The sequence below is a fragment of the Streptacidiphilus sp. P02-A3a genome, assembly GCF_014084105.1.
Lineage (GTDB): Bacteria > Actinomycetota > Actinomycetes > Streptomycetales > Streptomycetaceae > Streptacidiphilus.
Genome location: NZ_CP048289.1, coordinates 1,134,015 through 1,148,232 on the forward strand (window position 1 = coordinate 1,134,015; position 14,218 = coordinate 1,148,232).

Genomic DNA, 14,218 nt, shown 5'->3' on the forward strand with positions numbered 1-14,218 from the left:
GCGACACGTACCACCGCACTGCCGCGCTGCCCCTCCCCGGAGGGGCGGCGCGCCGCGTTTCGGAACGACTGCCGGTGTTCCCCTGGGACCGGCTGGAACCGTACAAGGCCACCGCCCTCGGGCACCCCGACGGGATCGTGGACCTGTCCGTCGGCACGCCGGTCGACCCGGTGCCGCGGGCCGTCCAGGAGGCGCTGGCCGCTGCCGCCGACAGCCCCGGCTATCCCACGGTGTGGGGTACCCCGGCGCTGCGCGACGCCCTGGTCGGCTGGGCCGAGCGACGGCTCGGCGCCACCGGGCTGACCCACCGGCACGTGCTGCCGCTGGTCGGCTCCAAGGAACTGGTCGCCTCGCTGCCGACGCAGCTGGGCCTGGGTCCGGGCGACCGGGTGGCCTACCCGCGGCTGGCGTATCCGACCTACGAGGTCGGCGCGCGGCTGGCCCGGGCGGACCACGTGGTCTACCAGGACCCGTGGGAGCTGGACCCGGCCGGGCTGAAGCTGCTCTGGCTGAACTCGCCGTCCAACCCGACCGGCCGGGTGCTGGGCGTCGCCGAGCTGCGGCGCGCCGTGGACTGGGCGCGGGCGCACGGAGTGCTCGTGGTCAGCGACGAGTGCTACCTGGAGCTGGGCTGGGAGACCGAACCGGTCTCGGTGCTGCACCCGGACGTCTCCGGCGGCGACACCACCGGCCTGGTGGCGGTGCACTCGCTGTCCAAGCGCTCCAACCTGGCGGGCTACCGCTCGGCCTTCCTGGTCGGGGACCCGGCGGTGCTGGGCGAGCTGCTGGAGGTCCGCAAGCACAGCGGCCTGATAGTGCCCGCACCGGTGCAGGCCGCCACGGTGGCCGCGCTCGCGGACACCGCTCACGTCGCGGAGCAGCGCTCTCGCTACGCCGCCCGGCGTGAGGCGCTGCGCGGCGCGCTGGAGTCCTGCGGGTTCCGGATCGAGCACTCGGAGGCCAGCCTCTACCTGTGGGCGACCCGGGACGAGCCCTGCTGGGACACCGTGGCCGAACTCGCCAAGCACGGCGTACTGGTGGCCCCGGGCGAGTTCTACGGCGAGGCCGGGCGGAACTACGTCCGGGTCGCCTTCACCGCGACCGACGAGCGGGTACGGGCCGCCGTGCGGCGGCTGGCCTGACGGTCGGCCGACCGGGCGTACGACGGACGTGGGTGGGGCCGGGGGCGACACGCTCCCGGCCCCACCCACGTCCGCTACCGGTGTCCGGCCGGTGGTCACCGGCCGGTGTGACGGGCCGGTGTCACGGGCCGGTGTGACGGGCCGGTGGTTACAGGCTGACGGGCAGGCCGTGGGTGAGGCCGCCCATGCCGGACAGGCTGTTGCCCAGGCCGGAGGTGTCGCCGAGGCCGGGCAGCCCGCCGAGCCGCTGGGCGGGGCCCTGCGCGGCGCCGCTCAGCCCGCTGACCGAGTTCAGCGGCAGGGTGCTGTCCAGCGGCAGCGCGGACAGCGGGTTGCCGGGCCCGACCGGGGCGGCGGGCACGGTGAGGCCGGTCGGGGCCGCGAAGCTGCCCGGCGCCGGGATGGCGCGGGTGCCGGTGAGGGCGTTGGTCCCGCCGCCGAGGGCGCCGGCGGTGTTGCCGGTGCTACCGGCCGTCTGGCCCAGCTCCCGGGTGGTGCCGCCGAGCACGCCGTCGGTGGCCGGGAGCGCCTTGGCGGCGGTGGCGCCGGTGGCGTCGGCCACCGCCGGTACCGCCGCGGCGACGGTGGTGGACGCGCCCGCACCGGCCAGCCTGCCGGTCTCGTGGGTGGCGTGCTGGAGGTTGCCGCCCAGGTTCCCGCTGTCGGGCTGGCTGAGCCCGCCCAGGTCCGGAACGTTCGGCAGCATCGTCGCGGCCGAGGCCGATCCCGCCAGGACGGCGGGGACCGCACCGGCGGCGACGACGAACGCGGCCTGGACGATCCGGCGCGAGAGGGGGAGAGACATGGTGCTCCTCGTGGAGGTGGGGACAGGAACCGTCCGCCGGGCGGACGTGCTGATTACCGCTCCAGGAGCCAGAAGGTTGCGGTCGGCAAAGGTAAAGAGTTCCTAAACATCGCATAATCTTTTTCGGGACATATCGGGGCCAAATGGGCGCCGTTTTTCCGCCTGAGGAATGGCTTCCGCACCCGTTTCCCAAGGTTGGACGCGCGCTCCCGGGAGCGCGCGGGCCCGCCCGCCCGGTCCGTCGGACGACACCCGACAACGTCAACCTGGGGGCGGTTCGACTCACCCGTACGGGCGGCTCCAACGGGCCCCGACGGACCGGAACGGCCTACGGCCGGCCCTAGTGGGCGGCCACCGTGATCAGCACCGAGGACGTACCGGCGGCCGATCCGGTCGGCGCGGCCGAACCGCTCGCGGCGGCCACCGGCTGCCAGCCCGCGGTCGAGTTCGCCGCGGTCCACTGCTTGCCCGCGTACCGCACCGCCGAGACGTGCAGGTCCTGGCAGTGCGCCACGGACCAGACGGCCACCGCCCAGCCCCGCTGGGCGGCGGTGGTCAGCCCCGGCTCGGCCGACACGGTCAGCTGCGCGTCGGTCGCCGCCGAGGGCGAGGCGGAGGCCGAACCGGAGGCCGAACCGGAGCCGGAGCCGCTCGGCAGCGGCAGCACGGTCGGGCTGACCGTCCGGCCGAACTCCTTGGTCAGCTGCCCCGAGTAGGCACTCGCCCCGGCCGAGGCCGAGGCCGCCGCGCCGACGCTGTTCACCTGGCAGGTCTCCGCGGCCGGGATCCGGCCGCTGAGCGCGCCGGAGAGCACCGTGGCGTCCGGCTCGTGCTGCGCGTAGGCGTCCGGGTAGCCGCTGTGCTGGACGTCCTGGGCGGCCACGGTCAGCGGCAGCTCGGCGTAGCCGGGCACGGCCACCAGCCGGTCCAGGAACTTGTCGGTGGCGTACACCGGGTCCTCGATCTGGCTGGCCTCGCCCCAGCCCTGCGAGGGGCGCTGCTGGAACAGCCCGACCGAGTCCAGGTCGCCGCCGCTCAGGTTCACCAGCTGGGACTCCTGCATGGCGGTCGCCAGGGCCACGGTCGCGGCCCACTCCGGCAGGTCGCGGGAGACGCTCACGGCGGTGATCGTGGAGGCGTTCTGCATCTGGTCCACGTCCAGGTCGACGATGCCGTCGCCGGTGGTCGCGACGCAGCCCTCGACCACCTGCTGCGGCAGCAGGTTCTGGTGCACGCCCAGGTACCAGCCGACGCCGACCGCGACCACCAGCAGCACCACCAGGGGCAGGCAACCCAGCCACCGGCGCCGACGACGGGGTGCCGGCGCGTGGGCGCCGGAACTCATCATCTCCGTCAGACCCACCGGGCCTCCATCCATGTGATTTCGCTGCACCCTATCCACTCGGACGGACCAGTGCCGCACACCGGTTCTGTCGTCCGCACCACGTGATCGCACCAGTGCCCGGTCGCCCCGTAGTCTGGCTGCTCATGACGCCAAGCCTCGCTCCCGAGACCGTGCCCGTGCTGGACCTCTCCCGCTCCGGCGGCGAGCTGACCGCCCAGCTGGTCGACATCCACTCCGTCAGCGGCGACGAGACGGTGCTCGCCGACGCCGTCGAGGCGGCCCTGCGGGGCCTGCCGCACCTCACCGTGGACCGGGACGGGGACGCCGTCGTCGCCCGGACCAGCCTCGGCCGCGGCGAGCGGGTGCTGCTCGCCGGGCACCTGGACACCGTGCCGATCGCCGACAACCTGCCTTCCCGGGTGGACGGCGACCTGCTGTACGGCTGCGGCACCTCCGACATGAAGGCCGGGGTCGCCGTCCAACTGCGGATCGCCGCCACGGTCACCGCGCCCAACCGCGACCTGACGTTCGTCTTCTACGACTGCGAGGAGGTCGAGGCGGACCGCAACGGCCTCGGCCGGCTCGCCCGGAACCACCCCGAGTGGCTGGACGCCGACTTCGCGGTGCTGATGGAGCCCAGCAACGCCCAGGTCGAGGGCGGCTGCCAGGGCACCATGCGGGCCACCGTCAGCACCGGCGGCCACCGGGCGCACTCGGCCCGCAGCTGGCTCGGCGAGAACGCCATCCACAAGGCCGCGCCGGTGCTCCAGCGGCTGGCCGACTACCAGCCGCGGCTGGTCGAGATCGACGGCCTGGAGTACCACGAGGGCCTGAACGCGGTCCGGATCGAGGGCGGGGTGGCCGGGAACGTCATCCCCGACGCCTGCACCGTCACCGTCAACTTCCGTTTCGCGCCCGACCGCGACCGCAAGTCCGCCGAGGAGCACGTGCGCGAGGTGTTCGCCGGGTTCGACGTGCTGGTCACCGACTTCGCGCCGGGCGCGCTGCCCGGACTGGCGCACCCGGCCGCCGCCGCGTTCATCGCCGCCACCGGGGGCACCCCGCACCCGAAGTTCGGCTGGACCGACGTCGCCCGCTTCTCCGAGCTCGGCGTACCGGCGGTCAACTACGGCCCCGGCGACCCCAACCTGGCCCACACCCGGGAGGAGCACTGCTCGCTGGCGGCGGTCGCCGAGTGCGAGCGGCGGATCAGCGACTGGCTGCTCCGGTCGGTCTGAAGATCCAACGGCCCGAAGATCCCCCCGGTGCCCGGTCCGCCGTCGTACGCTCTCTGGGTATGACAGATGACAAGGTGAACGGCGACAAGCCGAACGGCCGGATCGCGGACCAGGGCCGCCCCGCCGTGCGCAAGGTCGCCGAGAAGCGCCGGGGGCCGGTGCTGATGCGCGGCGCACAGGTGGACACCGGCACCACCGACCAGCGGCTGCTGGACTCGACCCAGAACACGGACTGGCTGCACACCGACCCCTGGCGGGTGATGCGCATCCAGTCCGAGTTCGTCGAGGGCTTCGGCGCGCTGGCCGAACTCGGCCCCGCCGTCAGCGTCTTCGGCTCCGCCCGGACCGCCCTCGGCTCGCCCGAGTACGCGGCGGGCGTGGCCATCGGCCGGGCCCTGGTCGAGGCCGGGTACGCGGTGATCACCGGCGGCGGCCCGGGGGCGATGGAGTCCGCCAACCGGGGCGCGCACGAGGCCGGGGGCACCTCGGTCGGTCTCGGCATCGAGCTGCCGTTCGAGCAGGGGCTGAACCAGTACGTGGACCTGGGGCTGAACTTCCGCTACTTCTTCGTCCGCAAGACCATGTTCGTCAAGTACAGCCAGGGTTTCGTGGTGCTGCCAGGCGGCTTCGGCACCCTGGACGAGCTGTTCGAGGCGCTGACCCTGGTGCAGACCCACAAGGTCACCCGCTTCCCGGTGATCCTGTTCGGGGTGGACTACTGGTCCGGCCTGGTGCGCTGGATCGAGGACACGCTGATCGCCCAGGGCAAGGCCTCCGCCAGCGACCTGGAGCTGTTCCAGCTCACCGACTCGGTGGACGAGGCGATGGAGATCCTGGCCGGGGCCGCCCGCCGCAACGGACGCCAGGCGCAGCCCGCGCACAGCCCGGAGTAGCGGCCCCGGCCCGGACCAGCGGCCCGGCGCAGTGCGCGGTGGTCCGCCCGCCGCGCTCAGGCCAGCCCGCGCCGGGCCACCGCCGGCGGCCGGGTGCCCTGGATCGAGGCGACCATGTCCAGCACCTGCTTCGTCTCGGCGACCTGGTGCACGCGGTACACCTGCGCGCCCAGCCACGCCGAGACGGCGGTGGTGGCCAGCGTGCCCAGCAGCCGCTCACCCACCGGGCGGTCCAGCGTCTCGCCGACGAAGTCCTTGTTGGACAGCGACACCAGCACCGGCCAGCCGGTCGCGGTCATCTCCGGCAGCCGCCGGGTGGCCTCCAGCGAGTGCCGGGTGTTCTTGCCGAAGTCGTGCCCCGGGTCGATCAGCACCGACTCCCGCGGCACGCCCAGCGCCACCGCCCGCTCGGCCAGCGCCAGCGTCCGCTCCAGGATGTCGGCCATCACGTCCGGGTAGGCCACCCGGTGCGGGCGGGTGCGCGGCTCCGCGCCGCCCGCGTGGGTGCACACGATGCCGACCCGGTACCGCCCGGCGACCTCCGCCAGCAGCGGGTCCACCCCGCCCCAGGCGTCGTTCAGCAGGTCCGCCCCGGCCTCGCAGACGGCCTCGCCGACCTCGTGCCGCCAGGTGTCCACGCTGATCACGGTGTCCGGGTGGCGCTTGCGCAGCTCGGCCACGAACGGGACGGTGCGGCGCAGCTCCTCCTCGGTGGTGACCTCCTCGCCGGGCCCGGCCTTGACCCCGCCGATGTCCAGGATGGCCGCCCCCTCGCGGACCGCCCGGTCGGCGGCGGCGAAGGCGGCGTCGTCGGTGAAGGTGGCGCCCTGGTCGAAGAAGGAGTCCGGGGTGCGGTTGACAATGGCCATGATGACCGGTTCGTCCGCGCCGAAAGTCCTCGGTCCGAGTACGAGAGCCATGCGTCCTCCAAGGTACGTAGGCCATGATGGTGATTCACTGCTGTGGGGCGTACTCATGATCCCCCACCGGGAGCTGGGAGTGGTGGGCTGTGTTCTGGTTGATCCTGGTCGTCATCGTGCTGGTGGTGGGCGCTGCCGCGCTGGTCGCGCTGGGTGGCGGCGGCTCGCTGCCGGACGTGGAGCACGACCGGCTGGCCGCCGACCTGCCGCTGGAGCGGCAGCTGGACCGGGCCGACGTGGACGGGCTGCGCTTCCCGATGGCGGTGCGCGGCTACCGGATGGACGAGGTGGACGACGTGCTCGACCGGCTCGGCGTCGAGCTGTCGCACCGCGACCTGCGGATCGGGGAGCTGGAGGCCGCCCTGGCCGCCGCCCTGGACAGCTCGTCCGGCGGCACGCCGGGCACCGTGCTGCTCGCCCCGCGGACCGGCCAGGCCACGCAGACCGCCCCGACCGCGCGGCCGGAGCGGACCGAGCCGACCGCGCCGGAGACCGCAGCCGAGCCCGCCGAGCCCGCAGCCGAGACCGCAGCCGAGCCCGCCGAGCCCGGCGAGCAGGAGCAGTCGTGAGCGACGCCCTGCCGGGCCCCGACGGCCTGCTGCGCTGCCCCTGGGCGCTGTCGACCGTGGACTACGCGCCCTACCACGACCAGGAGTGGGGCCGCCCGGTCCACGGCGAGCAGGCACTGTACGAGCGGCTGTGCCTGGAGGCCTTCCAGTCCGGGCTGTCCTGGATCACCATCCTGCGCCGCCGCGAGGGCTTCCGCCGGGCGTTCGCGGGCTTCGACCCGGCGGCGGTCGCCGCGTTCGACGACGCGGACGTGGAGCGGCTGCTCGCGGACGAGGGCATCATCCGCAACCGGGCCAAGGTGCTGGCGTCCATCGGCAACGCCCGGGCGGTGCTGGAGCTCGACGGCGGGCTCGACGAGCTGATCTGGTCCTTCGCCCCGGCCCGGAGCGAGCGTCCGAAGCGGCTGGCCGACGTCCCGGCGGTGACCCCGGAGTCCACGGCGCTCGCCAAGGAGCTCAAGCGCCGCGGACTGCGGTTCGTCGGCCCGACCACCGCCTACGCGCTGATGCAGGCCTGCGGCCTGGTGGACGACCACCTGGCCGACTGCCACGTCAGCTTCTGACGCCCCGGCACGACGGCTCAGGTGCCGGTGTACTTCGGCTGCTCCTTGGCCAGGAAGGCCTGCACCGCGATCCAGTGGTCGGCCGAGGCCCCGGCCCGGGTCTGCAGCTCGTCCTCCTTGGCCAGGGTCTCCACCAGCGAGTGCGAGGCGCCGTAGGCCAGTGACTCCTTGAGCGCCCCGTAGGCCACGGTCGGACCGGCGGCCAGGGTCCTGGCCAGCTCCAGCGCGGTCGCGGCCAGCTCGGCGCCGGGGACCACCCGGTGCGCCAGGCCCAGCGCCAGCGCCTCGGCGGCCGGGACGGTCTGCGGGAACATCAGCAGCTCGGTGGCCTTGGCGTGGCCGACCAGCCGGGGGAGGGTCCACGAGGCGCCCGAGTCGGCGGTGAGCGCCACCCCGGCGAACGAGGTGTTGAAGCCGCCGTGGTCGGCCAGCACCCGGAAGTCGCAGGCCCAGGCCAGGCTGGCGCCGGCGCCCGCGGCCACCCCGTTGATCCCGGCCACCACCGGCTTCGGCATCGTCGCGATCGCGGTGACCAGCGGGTTGTAGTGGTCGTGCACGGTGGTCAGCGGCGGCGCGCCGCCCTCCCGGGCGCTCACCAGCTTGCCCAGGTGCTCCTTCAGGTCCTGACCGACGCAGAAGGCCCGCTCGCCCGCCCCGGTGAGCAGCACCGCCCGTACCGCCCGGTCCTCCTTGGCGGTGGCCATCGCGTCCCGCAGCGCGACCTTGGTCGGCGTGTCGAGGGCGTTCATCGCCTCGGGCCGGTTGATGGTGACGACCGCGAGCCCATCCGTGAGCTCGTACAGAACGCTGTCGGCCATGCGGGTCTCCTTTTATTACTGATCAGTACCCTGATTCCAGCATGACGGATCGCCGAACCCCGGGAGGATGTGACGTAGCCCACGTTGCGTTCGTGATCCGTTGTCGGAACGGCCGCTCCCGCGCGCGTTCGAAAGGGAACTGAGGCGCGGTCGGCAGGCGGTTCACCGGGGCCGCGGCGGGCGTTCTGGGGCGGGAGCGAGCAGTGATGTTGGTCATCAGGTGCTCCGATGCGGGATACTGGGGTCCGATCAATGCGTTCGATACCTGCGGTGGACGGGCCGTGGGTGCGTCGGTGAGCAGGTTCGCAGGAAGGGGAACGAGCATGGCGGCGATGAAGCCGCGGACGGGCGACGGCCCGCTCGAGGTGACCAAGGAGGGGCGGGGCATCGTCATGCGAGTACCGCTCGAAGGCGGCGGACGGCTGGTGGTCGAACTGACCCCGGACGAGGCCGACGCCCTCGGCGACGCCCTCAAGAAGGTTTTCGGCTGAACGCCCCCGCCGGAACACCTCGCGGTAGCGCGGAAGTAGCAGTACCGCGGTAACAGCAGTGCACGAGTGTGGCTCTGGGCTCGCATCCCGTTCCAAGGGGCGCGGGCCCAGGGCCGCAGTCGTTTCTCCAGTCACGTCTCGCCAGTGGCGTCTCGCGCCGCCGACGTCCTAGCGGCGGAGCGCGCAGAGCAGCCCGTCGCCGATCGGCAGCAGCGCGCTCAGCAGCCCGGGGTGCTCCCGGACGGTGCTGACCAGTTCCCGCGCGGCGTGCGCCCGGTCGTCGTAGGAGTCCCGGTCCAGGGCGCTGAGCGCGCCCTCGAAGCAGACCATTCCCCCAGGTCGTAGCAGGCGCAACGATTCAGCAAGATACTCCGGCGACTCGGCCGGGTCGCCGTCGCAGAACACCAGGTCGTACTGGCCGTCGGCGAGCCTGGGCAGGACGTCCAGGGCCGGTCCCGGGATGCAGCGGGCGCGTCCGGCCGGGAAACCGGCGGCGGCGAACACCTCCCGGGCCTGGCGCTGCAGGCCGGGCTGGATGTCCACGGTGGTGAGCACCCCGTCCGGGCGCATGCCGCGCAGCAGGCAGATCCCCGACACGCCCGCGCCGGTGCCGATCTCGACCACGGCCTTGGCGTCCAGCGCGGCGGCCAGCAGCCGCAGCGCCGCGCCGCTGCCGGGGGAGACCGGCCGCACCCCGGCGAACTCGGACTGGGCCCGGGCACGCAGCAGCGGCTCGTCCTCCAGGGCGTAGGCGTCGGCGAGACCGGCGTCCGACTGCCCGTAGCCGGCGATGGCTGCCCCTTAGTCCGTGGTCCGCGTCATGAGTCGACAATTCAGGCGACAGGTTAGTGGGTAGCGGCGGAACCCGACGTGGCCGCCGGCCGTTGTGACGGATGAGTAAGGCGTACCCGGGAGGGCGTGCGCCGCCCCTGCGGTCGGAATTGTCGCAGGTGGGCTTGTACGGTGATTGGCTTTTATCCGGTACTAACGGGCGAGGCGGCTATGGTGGTGGCTCTGCTTGGCAGAAGAGTCGATCGAGGAGGTGTGGCCGAGGGGGGCGCCCGTTCGCGGCGATTTCGCGGCCCCGCGCCAGATCCGACGCCGAAGCCCGTGATGAGTGAGCCACAGCCCGAGCACGCGCAGACAACGCACACCGCCTCCTTCGACGAGGACGGCGCGACCCCGACGTGGACTCCCCCCAGCTGGGAGGAGATCGTCCAGACGCACAGTGCCCGGGTCTACCGGCTGGCCTACCGGCTCACGGGCAACCAGCACGACGCCGAGGACCTCACCCAGGAGGTCTTCGTCCGGGTGTTCCGTTCGCTGTCCACGTACACCCCCGGCACCTTCGAGGGCTGGCTGCACCGGATCACCACCAACCTCTTCCTGGACATGGTCCGCCGCAAGCAGCGGATCCGCTTCGACGCGCTGGCCGAGGACGCCGCCGAACGGCTGCCCAGCCGCGAGCCCTCCCCGGCGCAGCACTTCTACGACACCCACTTCGACGCCGACGTGCAGCAGGCGCTGGACACCCTGGCGCCGGAGTTCCGCGCCGCGGTGGTGCTCTGCGACATCGAGGGCCTGTCCTACGAGGAGATCGCGGCGACCCTCGGCGTCAAGCTCGGCACCGTCCGCAGCCGTATCCACCGGGGCCGCGCCCATCTGCGGGCCTCGCTCCAGCACCGGGCGCCGGGCGCGCAAGAGGGGCGCGAGCGCCGGGGTGCGTCCATCGACGCCGGGAGCTCCGGCACCGCTCTGGCCACGGCCGCCAGCGGCTCGCCGACCGGTCCGGCCGACGAGCTGAAGGAACGGAGGCTCTCCTCGTGACGGAGCAGCCGCGTCGCGCCCGCCAACCGGAGGTCGTCGTGGAGCTGCGGGTCAACCGCCCGGCTCCCGGCGTCCCGGCGGCGGAGCAGCATCTGGGCGACCGGATGGCCGCCTTCGTGGACGGCGAGCTGGACCACGACGCGCGCGAGCGCGTCCAGTCGCACCTGGCGACCTGCGCGGCCTGCCTGGCCCGGGCCGAGGAGGAGCGGCGGCTGAAGAGCCGGCTCGCGGCCTCCACCCCGCCGGACCCGAGCGACCTGCTGATGTCCCGGCTGCTGGCCATCTCGGCGGAGGACCCGGACCAGGGGCGTCCGCCGAGCTCCGGCGGCGGCCAGGTGATGCGCGGGGTCTTCGGCGGCAACTCGCTCGGCGTCGGCGGCTCCGGCTTCGGCTCCGGGCTGTTCGGCCGGGGCGCGCTGGGCGCGGAGAACCCGCTGCCCGGCGTCGATCCGCGGGCCGAGCGCGGGGCGGTGCCGTTCCGCGGCGAGCAGCGTCCGATCGCCGCCGCGCTGGACGACCCGCTGCGCCGCCCGGAGCCCGCGCCGGGCCCGCTGCGCGCGGTCTCGGCCGGTTCGCTGGCCCGTGGCCGCCGCTTCGCCTTCGCCGCGGCCGGGGCGTTCTCGGTGGCGGCGGTGGCGCTGGGCGGCGCGGTCACCGGGGTGACCGCCTCCGGAACCCCGCTGGAGGACCCGTACGGCAATGTGGCGCCGGTGTCCGACTCCAGCGGCGGCGGACAGCTCCCGGTCTTCGGCGGCCGGGGCGGCGCGGCCCCGGCGGCGGTGCCGGTGAACGCGGCGAACTCGCTGAACACGGCCAGTGTGCTGGACGCCCAGCGTGGGGCGCTGCTCACGCTGTCACCGTCGGTGCTGCCTGCCCCCACCGCGACGGCCCTGCCGCCCCTGGTCGGCGGTCTCGCCCGCTGAACCGGCCGGACCTGGTTGAATCTACCCACTCCAAGGTGTGGTGGGGAGCTTCCTGATGTCCGGTGACGAGCTGTCCGGGGCGGTCCGGGGCGGTGACGGCGGTGGGTCCGACTGGTGGAGCCATCCCGACGGCCCGACCGGCCACGGTCCCGGCTTCGGCCTGCCGTCCGGGCGTCCGCCGCGAGTCGCCCCGCCGTTGCCGGTGGCCGGTCCGCGGCGCTGCCGTCCGGCCCGTCCGGCGCTGCGGCTGCTGGTCGGCGCGCTGTTGGTGGTGCTCTGTGCCGGGCTGCTCGGCGGCGGGGTCGGCGCGCTGGTCCAGGGCGCGCGGCAGGGCGGCCGGATCACCCTGCACCCGGTCCCCGGGGCCAGCGCCCACCAGGGGTCCGACAGCACCGCCGAGGTGGTCCAGGCGGCCCTGCCCGGGGTCGTCTACCTGCGCGTCAGCTACGGCTCCGACCAGGTCACCGGCACCGGCATCGTGCTCGACGGCAAGGGCGACATCCTCACCAACAACCACGTGGTCGCGCCGCTGGGGAAGCCCGGGCGGGTCACCGTCGCCTTCAACAGCGGCCAGCAGCACGCGGCCTCGCTGGTCGGCCGGGACGTCGCCTCCGACCTGGCGGTGATCCGGGTCGAGGGGGTGCTCGGGCTGCGCCCGATCGCGCTGGGCTCGGCCGTCGGGCTGCGGGTCGGCGACCCGGTGCTGGCCATCGGCGCGCCCTTCGGCCTGCGCGCCACCGTCACCTCCGGCATCGTCAGCTCGCTGGACCGGCCGGTGACCATGGGCGGCGGCTCCGGCCCCGGCCTGTCCTACCTGGACGCGCTGCAGACCGACGCGGCGATCAACCCGGGCAACTCCGGCGGCCCGCTGCTCGACTCCGCGGGCGAGGTGGTCGGCGTCAACACCGCGATCCACTCGGCCGACCCGAACGCCAGCGACCCGTACGGCACGGGGCAGGAGGCGGGCAGCGTCGGCATCGGCTTCGCGATCCCGATCGACCAGGCGATGCGGGTGGCCACCCAGCTGATCGACCACGCCCGGGTGAGCCGGACCGTGCTCGGGGTGGTGCTCGACCTGGGCTACCAGGGCGGCGGCCAGGTGCTGCGGACCACCCCGGCGGCCGCCGGGCTGCGGGCCGGTGACGTGCTGACCCAGGTCGACGGCACCCCGGTGAGCAGCGCGGACGACCTGATCGCGCTGATCAGGGGCCGGGCGCCGGGCGCGCTGGTGGATCTCACGGTGCAGCGCGGCGGGGTCGGCCTGAACGTCGAGCTGCGGCTGCACGCGGCCACCGGGACGGCGGCCTCCGGCGCGGCCTGAGCGGATCCCGGGCCGGTACCGGGGTGCGGGTCCGCGGGGCACCGGAGTGAATCGGGCGCATCTCGTCGCCACCGCATGGCCCCGTGGACACCTGGGACGATTACTCTGGTCGGACACGGTCCTCGGCGTATCCGGGTGCGTCCGTCCTCGTCTCGTAGGGGAGCTTCACGGTGTTGTTCGACATAGGCCCCATCAAGCTGGTGGCGCTGGTGATCCTTGCCGTGGTCATCTTCGGCCCGGACAAGCTCCCCAAGCTGGTCGCCGAGGCGATGGGCTTCATCCGCAAGCTGCGGGAGTTCTCCGAGTCCGCCAAGCAGGACATCCGCAAGGAGCTCGGCCCGGAGTTCCAGGACTTCGAGTTCGAGGACCTCAACCCGAAGACCTTCGTCCGCAAGCAGCTGGCGCAGCACGGCGACGACTTCGGCCTGGGCGAGCTGCAGGAGCTGAAGAACGGCTTCACCAAGGACGCGTCCGACGCCACCGCGGCGGTCAAGGCCGCCCAGCGGGACCCGCTCGGCAAGGTGGCGCTGGACAAGCCCGCCGCCCCGCTGGCGACCGGCGAGCCCGCGCCGTTCGACCTCGACGCCACCTGACCGACGCCCCGCGGATCGGCCGCGGCGGTTCCCGGCCCGCTATGGTTGCGGTGCGTCAGCACCCGACTACCGGAGGGCAGGGATGGACAGCACCAGCCACACCAAGGCGGCCGGGGCGGCGGTGCCCGCCCTGACTGACGGCTATCTGCGGGCGGACTTCCCCTGGTACAGCCTGGACGACTGCTGGACCGGGAACCGCTGGCTGAGCCCGGTCGCCTCGACCCCGGACGGCCGAGTGGACTACGGCTCGATCGGCCACGGCGACGAGCCGTCCCGGGGCTACCATCCGCGCGGCAGCTCGGTCGGCTCCACCGACGCCGCCGACGCGGTGGACGAGCGCCGGTTCGCGGTCGTGGTCACCGTGGCCTGCCGCCCGCCCCGACGGCTCGGCGACGGCACCGGGATGCTGGAGGCCACCTCGGTCTCCTCCGCCGCCTGGCTGGCCGGCTCCGGGCTGCTGGCGGCCACCGCCCAGGCCCCGCTGGGCCGGGAGATGCGGCAGACCTGGCTGGACCAGCAGTCCAACCTGGCCTGGGAGCTCGCGGACGACCTCGGCGGTCCCGGCTGGTCCCCGCTGACGCTGCCGGTCAACGGCACCCCGCAGCCGTTCCGCTACCGCGAGTCGGAGTACGGCTGGGTGCTCGCCGGGGACGCCCCGGGGGTGCACCTGGGCGCGTACGGGCGCGGCGTCAGCGCCTACGCGCTGGGCTTCACCACGGTCACCGACCTGGCCGCCTACGGGGCCTGAGCACAGGCCCGGTAGGCGGTAC

The 14,218-nt window shown here is 73.9% G+C and carries 16 protein-coding genes; 11 read left to right on the plus strand and 5 right to left on the minus strand.

Annotated features, from left to right (window positions below):
* Positions 1-26: 26 nt before the first annotated feature.
* Positions 27-1,142 carry a succinyldiaminopimelate transaminase gene (dapC, locus tag GXP74_RS05240; RefSeq protein ID WP_225448560.1) on the plus strand — a complete coding sequence of 372 codons (1,116 nt, stop codon included), beginning with the start codon at positions 27-29 and terminating at the stop codon, positions 1,140-1,142.
* A gap of 148 nt (positions 1,143-1,290) precedes the next feature.
* Here dapC and GXP74_RS05245 read toward each other — a convergent pair whose 3' ends face one another.
* Together GXP74_RS05245 and GXP74_RS05250 are read right to left on the minus strand one after the other, a co-directional pair.
* Complete coding sequence (locus tag GXP74_RS05245) at positions 1,291-1,947, minus strand: hypothetical protein (RefSeq protein WP_182450244.1); 657 nt, start codon at positions 1,945-1,947, stop codon at positions 1,291-1,293.
* A gap of 340 nt (positions 1,948-2,287) precedes the next feature.
* Positions 2,288-3,310, minus strand: coding sequence for a heavy metal transporter (locus GXP74_RS05250; protein ID WP_225447727.1), 1,023 nt, complete (start codon positions 3,308-3,310; stop codon positions 2,288-2,290).
* Positions 3,311-3,435: 125 nt separating this feature from the next.
* Here GXP74_RS05250 and dapE point away from each other — a divergent pair, with 125 nt between their 5' ends.
* The gene (gene dapE, locus GXP74_RS05255) at positions 3,436-4,530 is read left to right on the plus strand and encodes a succinyl-diaminopimelate desuccinylase (protein ID WP_182450245.1); all 1,095 of its coding nucleotides are present in this window, start codon (positions 3,436-3,438) and stop codon (positions 4,528-4,530) included.
* A gap of 164 nt (positions 4,531-4,694) precedes the next feature.
* Positions 4,695-5,423, plus strand: a complete 729-nt coding sequence (locus GXP74_RS05260; protein ID WP_225448561.1) for a TIGR00730 family Rossman fold protein — start codon at positions 4,695-4,697, stop codon at positions 5,421-5,423.
* 56 nt (positions 5,424-5,479) lie between these two features.
* Here GXP74_RS05260 and folP read toward each other — a convergent pair whose 3' ends face one another.
* Complete coding sequence (folP, locus tag GXP74_RS05265; protein ID WP_182450247.1) at positions 5,480-6,343, minus strand: dihydropteroate synthase; 864 nt, start codon at positions 6,341-6,343, stop codon at positions 5,480-5,482.
* Positions 6,344-6,432: 89 nt separating this feature from the next.
* Between folP and GXP74_RS05270 the strand changes: the two genes are divergently transcribed.
* Both GXP74_RS05270 and GXP74_RS05275 read left to right on the plus strand, forming a co-directional pair.
* A complete protein-coding gene (locus GXP74_RS05270) occupies positions 6,433-6,912 on the plus strand; it encodes a DivIVA domain-containing protein (RefSeq protein WP_182450248.1) in 480 nt (159 codons plus the stop codon).
* Positions 6,909-7,475 carry a DNA-3-methyladenine glycosylase I gene (locus tag GXP74_RS05275; RefSeq protein WP_182450249.1) on the plus strand — a complete coding sequence of 189 codons (567 nt, stop codon included), beginning with the start codon at positions 6,909-6,911 and terminating at the stop codon, positions 7,473-7,475. The genes GXP74_RS05270 and GXP74_RS05275 overlap by 4 nt, the downstream gene beginning before the upstream one ends.
* Before the next feature lie 17 nt (positions 7,476-7,492).
* Here GXP74_RS05275 and GXP74_RS05280 read toward each other — a convergent pair whose 3' ends face one another.
* Positions 7,493-8,293 (minus strand): enoyl-CoA hydratase-related protein, encoded by an 801-nt coding sequence (locus GXP74_RS05280; RefSeq protein WP_182450250.1) that lies wholly within the window; start codon positions 8,291-8,293, stop codon positions 7,493-7,495.
* Positions 8,294-8,616: 323 nt separating this feature from the next.
* Here GXP74_RS05280 and GXP74_RS05285 point away from each other — a divergent pair, with 323 nt between their 5' ends.
* Positions 8,617-8,784: a DUF3117 domain-containing protein gene (locus GXP74_RS05285; RefSeq protein WP_152645929.1), complete on the plus strand. Its 168-nt coding sequence runs from the start codon at positions 8,617-8,619 to the stop codon at positions 8,782-8,784.
* A gap of 168 nt (positions 8,785-8,952) precedes the next feature.
* On the opposite strand, the gene GXP74_RS05290 is transcribed toward GXP74_RS05285, so the two are convergent.
* Positions 8,953-9,576, minus strand: a complete 624-nt coding sequence (locus GXP74_RS05290) for an O-methyltransferase (RefSeq protein ID WP_182456158.1) — start codon at positions 9,574-9,576, stop codon at positions 8,953-8,955.
* Positions 9,577-9,897: 321 nt separating this feature from the next.
* On the opposite strand from GXP74_RS05290, the gene sigE reads away from it, so the two are divergent.
* The 5 genes from sigE (at position 9,898) to GXP74_RS05315 (ending at position 14,196) form a co-directional block, all read left to right on the plus strand.
* A complete protein-coding gene (sigE, locus tag GXP74_RS05295; protein ID WP_370468374.1) occupies positions 9,898-10,611 on the plus strand; it encodes an RNA polymerase sigma factor SigE in 714 nt (237 codons plus the stop codon).
* Complete coding sequence (locus GXP74_RS05300) at positions 10,608-11,534, plus strand: zf-HC2 domain-containing protein (protein WP_182450251.1); 927 nt, start codon at positions 10,608-10,610, stop codon at positions 11,532-11,534. The genes sigE and GXP74_RS05300 overlap by 4 nt, the downstream gene beginning before the upstream one ends.
* 55 nt (positions 11,535-11,589) lie before the next feature.
* The gene (locus GXP74_RS05305; RefSeq protein WP_182450252.1) at positions 11,590-12,855 is read left to right on the plus strand and encodes a S1C family serine protease; all 1,266 of its coding nucleotides are present in this window, start codon (positions 11,590-11,592) and stop codon (positions 12,853-12,855) included.
* A 170-nt stretch (positions 12,856-13,025) separates the two neighbouring features.
* Positions 13,026-13,448 carry a sec-independent translocase gene (locus GXP74_RS05310; protein WP_182450253.1) on the plus strand — a complete coding sequence of 141 codons (423 nt, stop codon included), beginning with the start codon at positions 13,026-13,028 and terminating at the stop codon, positions 13,446-13,448.
* A gap of 82 nt (positions 13,449-13,530) precedes the next feature.
* Positions 13,531-14,196 (plus strand): hypothetical protein, encoded by a 666-nt coding sequence (locus GXP74_RS05315; RefSeq protein WP_182450254.1) that lies wholly within the window; start codon positions 13,531-13,533, stop codon positions 14,194-14,196.
* Positions 14,197-14,218: the final 22 nt, after the last annotated feature.

Excerpts from the sequence above, each read along its gene's own strand:
- GXP74_RS05245 (WP_182450244.1), bottom strand. The coding sequence starts at position 1,947 with ATGTCTCTCCCCCTCTCGCGCCGGATCGTCCAGGCCGCGTTCGTCGTC.
- dapE (WP_182450245.1), top strand. The coding sequence starts at position 3,436 with ATGACGCCAAGCCTCGCTCCCGAGACCGTGCCCGTGCTGGACCTCTCC.
- GXP74_RS05260 (WP_225448561.1), top strand. The coding sequence starts at position 4,695 with ATGCGCGGCGCACAGGTGGACACCGGCACCACCGACCAGCGGCTGCTG.
- folP (WP_182450247.1), bottom strand. The coding sequence starts at position 6,343 with ATGGCTCTCGTACTCGGACCGAGGACTTTCGGCGCGGACGAACCGGTC.
- GXP74_RS05280 (WP_182450250.1), bottom strand. The coding sequence starts at position 8,293 with ATGGCCGACAGCGTTCTGTACGAGCTCACGGATGGGCTCGCGGTCGTC.
- GXP74_RS05285 (WP_152645929.1), top strand. The coding sequence starts at position 8,617 with ATGGCGGCGATGAAGCCGCGGACGGGCGACGGCCCGCTCGAGGTGACC.
- sigE (WP_370468374.1), top strand. The coding sequence starts at position 9,898 with ATGAGTGAGCCACAGCCCGAGCACGCGCAGACAACGCACACCGCCTCC.
- GXP74_RS05305 (WP_182450252.1), top strand. The coding sequence starts at position 11,590 with ATGTCCGGTGACGAGCTGTCCGGGGCGGTCCGGGGCGGTGACGGCGGT.
- GXP74_RS05315 (WP_182450254.1), top strand. The coding sequence starts at position 13,531 with ATGGACAGCACCAGCCACACCAAGGCGGCCGGGGCGGCGGTGCCCGCC.